This is a genomic window from Bacteroides caecigallinarum, assembly GCF_016901995.1.
In the GTDB taxonomy this organism is placed as follows: Bacteria; Bacteroidota; Bacteroidia; order Bacteroidales; family Bacteroidaceae; genus Phocaeicola; species Phocaeicola cellulolyticus.
This window is the reverse complement of the sequence record NZ_JACJLE010000091.1, coordinates 1-6,177: the sequence shown is the minus strand read 5'-3', so window position 1 is coordinate 6,177 and position 6,177 is coordinate 1. Positions and strand designations below refer to the sequence as shown.

Annotated in this window: 4 protein-coding genes; all 4 read right to left on the bottom strand. The window is 37.3% G+C overall.

Annotated features, from left to right (window positions below; genetic code table 11):
- Positions 1 to 233: 233 nt before the first annotated feature.
- A complete protein-coding gene (locus tag H6A61_RS14820; RefSeq protein WP_204394665.1) occupies positions 234 to 1,862 on the bottom strand; it encodes a fimbrillin family protein in 1,629 nt (542 codons plus the stop codon).
- Between the two features lie 65 nt (positions 1,863 to 1,927).
- Positions 1,928 to 3,487: a fimbrillin family protein gene (locus H6A61_RS14815; RefSeq protein WP_204394663.1), complete on the bottom strand. Its 1,560-nt coding sequence runs from the start codon at positions 3,485 to 3,487 to the stop codon at positions 1,928 to 1,930.
- A 13-nt stretch (positions 3,488 to 3,500) separates the two neighbouring features.
- Positions 3,501 to 5,069 carry a fimbrillin family protein gene (locus tag H6A61_RS14810; protein ID WP_204394661.1) on the bottom strand — a complete coding sequence of 523 codons (1,569 nt, stop codon included), beginning with the start codon at positions 5,067 to 5,069 and terminating at the stop codon, positions 3,501 to 3,503.
- Between the two features lie 29 nt (positions 5,070 to 5,098).
- A complete protein-coding gene (locus H6A61_RS14805) occupies positions 5,099 to 6,094 on the bottom strand; it encodes a fimbrillin family protein (RefSeq protein WP_204394659.1) in 996 nt (331 codons plus the stop codon).
- Positions 6,095 to 6,177: the final 83 nt, after the last annotated feature.

Genomic DNA, 6,177 nt, shown 5'->3' with positions numbered 1-6,177 from the left:
TTTTTCGTTCAGTAGGGTAGTGAGCAGTCCTTCCAGTACCTGAAAGTTAGCCTTGTCCCTAAGCAGGCGTTTCATTGCCCAGTCGAATCTGATATAATTTCCCATAATTGCAAAATTTAGGTTTTTGCAAATGTAAGTATAAGATTTTGTTTTTCAAAGTGTTTGGAGGATGAACGAAAAAGAGAGGATGAACCATAGGCTCATCCTCTTTTAGAGATATCTTTTATATTAGATTATTCTGCTACGTAAGGTTCAATTGTTACATCAGAGATGTAAATTGTGGCTGTGTTTGATTTTACCTCTGCTGTTGCAGGATTATTTGTGTAGAAGCGCAAATCAAAGACAGAATAATCATCTTTTGTTGTGTCAGTTAGTTTGGTAGTACCGCCAGGATTTGTATTATCTGTTTTTTTACCAAAATTGATATAAAATGTAAATTCTTCCCATGTTTCAGCAGTTCCTTGTCCTTTTGTAATAATTGTTGAACCACTATTATTAGTAGCATGCGTATTTATTGCTGAAATAGTAGTTGCTATACTAAATGCAGCTGCATTATCTTTGCTTCTGCAACAAAAACTAACTTTAGAAATAGTACCAGTATCATCGTTTTCTCCTTTGGTTTTCATGGTTACTTTGTAAATACCTCCATTTATAGGTGCATCTGTAGCACAATGGTAGTATCCTAAAGTTCCTAAGTACCAACTGTTGTTGACGGCAGCACCAGTTCCATCTTTACCACCAGTAGGATTCCATGTAGAAGTATATGAAAGCTTAGCTGCTTTACCCCAAGTCGTTGCTTCATCTTCTACGATAGCATATGTAATGTTGCCTGGTTCATCAGCTTTTCTTTTTAATCCAAACCAAGTATCTTCTTCGAAACTTGGGGCGTTAATAACATCTGCTAATGTACTACCTAAAGGATAAATATATGTTGGTACTATCACTTCTGTGCTACCTTCTCCTCCTTCAACAGTACTACCATCTTCCCAATTTGCGATTGTTCCTTCGCCTATTTCAATAGTTGTTTCACCAGGTGCAGTTCCTAGAGTTACATTGAACTGGCGTAGTTTTCCGCTTTCATAAGGAACATCTTTGTTATATGTAAATTTATAGTTTTTACCATTAGAGTAAGCCATTAAAATAGCATCACCTGCTTTAATATCCTGTCTAGGCACGATAGCACGATAATTGAAAGGTGTAGCATTACCGTTTGTAGAACAAGGTTTCATTGCTACAGTTCCTGGTGTTACTGATGCATCACTAACAGTTCCGGCTTTAAGGTTAAGCGCAGCTGTAGGATATACATTCTGCAAAGTTACAGTTGCATCTTTTGCGGCTAAGTCACCTTTTAAAGAAACCTGAACCAAAGCAAATGCATGTGAATATTGCAATGGAACAGTTGTTGTTCCGGCTGCAACATTTTCAGATTTAGCCATTAAGGCGTCGCTTCCTGTATAATCTGTAGTCTGGTCTCCAGCTACAGTCAAGCTTACAGATGTAGCTTCAGTTGCTTCTGCATTGTAAGGATAATATGCATAATAGCTGTATGAAACACCTTCTTCAGCAGTGATAGCTTCGCCTTGTGCTACCCATTTTCTGTCTGCATTCAGTTTGTAATGAGCGTTTTTAACAACAGCTTTTTCACCGTTATAAACAAATATACCAACTTCGTCACCTTCTACAAATGTAGTAGTGTATCCATCGTCCGGAGTTTCTGTTCTGGAAACAGAATTTACTCCCATTTCAAATTCTACCGGTGTACCTTTCTTTTCACCGTTGTTTAAGTTCTCTTCCTTTACGCAAGAGTTCATGGCCAGCATCGCTAAGGCTGCCATAGCCAAAAGTCTAAAGTTTGTAGTCATTTTAGTATTAATTTTAGTAAATTAGACAAATTAAGTTTTATATTTAGTAAAAAGGTCTTGTTTTATTATTCGGATATGTATGGTTCCATAACCAAATCGGATATATAAATCTTTGAAACAACTTTCTGCACTTCTGCTGATGCATTATTGTTTGTATAGAACCTTAAATCAAATTTTGAGTAATCGTCCGAAGTCGTATCTACCCAACTCTTTTCCCCAGATGCTGGGACTGTACCAACGGTTGTACTTTTTTTGCTGAAATTTATATAAATAGTAAAATCTAACCATTGATTATCTGTTGGAGTCTTGCCTACAGATGTTGCTGTAAAGTTCTGATTTGTAGATGCCGCAAATGAAGAAGAGTTATCAGCATTTCTACAGGTTATCGCTATCTTTGATGCGCCGTTTAGAGTAGGTTCGCCATCTTTAGTTGCCGACTGACTTAACTCAGTCTTTATTTTCATAGATAACTTGTATATTGTTGTCTTCGACATATCCAGTGGTGAGGCATGATAATATGAAAGTGCAGCTTTGAAAAAACTGTTATTGGAAAGTGAATCACCTAAAATTGACGTATACTGCAATGACGCATATTTGCCCCATAGAGTTGTTTCGTCTTTCTGTATATCGAATGTCGCTACTGAGTTGTAAGAAACCTTCTCTATGAATTTAACCCATGTGTCAGATCCCAGATTAAAGTTCTTTATTACTTCTGTAAGCTGGTCGCCTAGTGGCAATATCAGAGGAACAATAATTTCTTCTACCGTAGAGTCTCCTTCGTTTCCACTACCTTCTGTCCATTCATTTATGTTTGAATCAATGTTGATTGATATTTCAGGCTCGCCATTTTCATTTAACGTAATTTTAAGTGAAAGGTATTTTCCTTGTTCGAATTTTATTTCGCCTGAATATTGTGCCTGATAAGTCTTTCCGGCTGCACTTATTCTGAATACAGGAGTAGAAGCGGCAATCGTTTGTGCAGGAATAATGGCACGATATTTCAATGGGGTTTCAAGTGCATCCATTGTGATATTTGCTTTGCTAGTTCCTGTTGTTATGCTTTGTGCGGTCAGGTCTATAGTAGCGTCTGTTGCGATATCCAGCATTTCCACTGTCGCGCCTTCCGTAACACCGAAATCCACCAGTTCTACTTCAACCAATGATAAAGCATGATTATATGATAAAGAAACGTTGTTTTCGCTGCTTGTAGCTGTGCTGTACAGAAAATCGTTCTTTATAAATCCTTCAGCATCCTGATTGGTAGAAACAGAATAATTTATAGATGTTGTCGCATTTTCCATGTATGGATAGTATGCGTAATAAGTGTATTCCGTTCCTTCAGGAATTTTTATCGCGGCTCCGCTCCAGGATGTTCCGTCTGTAGTGGTATATTTGATGTTTGAGTATGAAGCTACGTCTTTTACGAATATACCTACAGCGTCGTTTGCTGTGAATGCTGCAGTGTGGCTGTCGTCAGCCATCGATGTTCTTGACGACTGTGTAGTGACGATTCCCATTGAGAAATTTACGTAGCCATTATCTGACGAATGTTCGTCTTTATTACAAGCTGTCATAGCAGACATCGCTATAGCTGTAATGAAAATCTTATTTAATACTCTGGTCATAATGGTTTAATATTTATTCGTTCTTATATTGTTCTATTTTTACGTCGCTGATATATATTACCGGGGTAAGCCCCTTGTTACTGGTATATATTCTTAAATCGAAACCGTTATAATCTTCTGGTGTGGCATCAACAAAGAATTTTTTATCATCTGTGCCGTATATTTCACCACCTACAGTAGAACTTAACTGCTTGAAGTTTATGTAGAAAGTAAGTTCTTCCCATGTTCCTGCACTGGCCGGGGGTATACTTACTGTAGTTGCGGTGAATGTGTCAGGTTTTGTTCCGGCGGCAAATGAGTATTTGTATCTGTCGCTACTCTTTGCCTTGCATGTGAACACTAATTTAGAAATTGTAGAACCTTCATCACAAACGTCTGCTTTGACTTTAGCGGTGACTTTATAAATATATACTTCGTCTGTAACGTACATAGGCTCTGTGTGGTTATATCCTATAGTAGCCTTGTACCAACTGTTGTCAATTCCTTCTTCTTTATTTATATTATATGTCAGTTTTACGGCTTTACCCCATGTCGTTGCATTATCTTCTACAATCTCAAAAGTGGATCTTCCTCTTTCATCATCGCTTTGAACCAGCTTAAACCATGATTCCTCGTTGAAATTTCTTGTGTCCATAACTACTTCCGGGAGTTCAGTCCCTATAGCATTTATCAATGGCATTTCTGTAACTTCACTTTCTCCTGGGTTTTCTCCGTTACCCCAATCATTGATTGCTCCTCCTATGGTGATCTGTTCTCCTTCAGGCAGCTGAACAAGGCTGTTTACAGTTATTTGTAAAGCCTGACCTTTGTTAAGTGAAATTTCTGCGGGAGCATTCACATCGAATGGCTTTCCGTCTGCTGTTATTGACATAAATCTAGAGCCTGCCACTATGACCTGTGCCGGAATAATTGCCCTGTATTCCATCCTTTGTTCTGATTTCTTCATCTTTATGGAAACAGTTTCTCCGCTTGCAGCTGAAATCTCTCCTGTTTTTGCATTTACAGTTACAGCTGGTAAAATGTTTTCAAGAGTAATAGTTGCGTTAGCATCAGCTGTTACACCGTCTTTTATACCAACTTGTATCATGCTCAATGAGTGTGAGAAGTTAAGCGAAATGTTTTCAGCTCCGGCTGCTGAAGTTTCATTTCTTGCAGTAAGGAAATCTTCATTACTGATGCCTGCTGTCTGGTCTTCACTTACGTTTACACTAATGGCTGTGATGTCTGTCACTCCATTTCTGTAAGGATAGTACGCGTAGTACTTGTATTGAACACCATCTTTTGCTGTTAAAGGATTTTCTGAAGTCCAGCTGCTTCCGTTATAAACGTATTTCACATTTTTTGCAATTATATCATCTCCTTCATATACGAATATACCTATTGAGTCATTGGCTGTAAATGAAGTGGTCAAATTGCCGTCTGCAATACTTGTGCGTGACAAGCTGTTAATCCCTGTTGTAAAGTTTATTATATTCTCCTTGTTGGAGTCATTGTTGTATTCTCCTTCAATATCCTTATTGCAGGAAGTGAAACAATTGACACCTATCAAGGTTAATATCAGAGTCTTATAAATTTTTTTCATGAGATTATAGTGTTTTTAAAGGCTGTTATTTATTTTATACTTTCATTACCGTCAACTTCAATTCCGCCTCCGTTGTTTATCCAGTCATCAATAGTGAAGTTGGTGTTTGTAACCTTGATATCAGGTTCGCCGTTTTCATTTATTGTTATACTGAAATTAGTATTTGTGGCACTTTCAATTGCTGATATATGATTAGCAAGGCTTACAGGGATTTCTTTTGTTTCTGTTTCTCCAGCTTCGTTTGTCTTAGTGATTTTGATGACTATTGTTATGTTGTCAGCCTGTATATTATTGTCCGTGCTTTCTTCACTTCCCTGATTGTTTATAACTACGGGGAAGACAAGTGTATAAAATCTTACGGTATTGGTGGCTCTGGACAATGAACTGCCGCTAGCCATAGTTAATTGGCCAAATTCTGTTGCTGTAAATTTACCATTATATATATTCATATTCCCTTTTATCGGTGTTTCCTGAATAGTGGCATTAATATCGGTATTATCTGCAAATGCGGATGGGTCAATATCCATTGTTATCAATGAAAGGGCATTTTTCATTTTCAGCTCGGCTTTTCTGTTTTCTTTGTTTAGACCGTTTATTCTGCCGAATTGAAGTTTTGCTCCGAATTCCTGATTGGCAGTAAGGTCAATAGCTACATCTGTTGTGATTTCATTTACTTTAGGGAAATATGTAGCCAGATCCATATTTTCTCCGGTACTAGGCAAGTATATAGTAGAATCGTTGTTTGCCGCGTTTAAGTAGGATCCCACACCATCAGATATATATCTGATATTAGTATAAGGAGTCACAACATTATCGGTGCCGTTTTCTAGCATTGAAACACCCAGGCTTTCACCCTTTAAATATGATTCAGGTACCTGGTCTGTTTCGAAACCAAGACTTCTTGCTGTTATTATGACTGGATATGCTTTGTCATAAATATTACTGGAACTATCTTCTTTTTTACATGAAGACAGTGACGCTGTGAAAAACACAAGAATGAAAAAATAAAAAAGTTTATTTATCATATTAATTAAGATTAGATTTCTAATGATTTTGTTCATTGTATGAAACAAAAATAACAAAGTACTACGCGAACTTTTCTAAATAT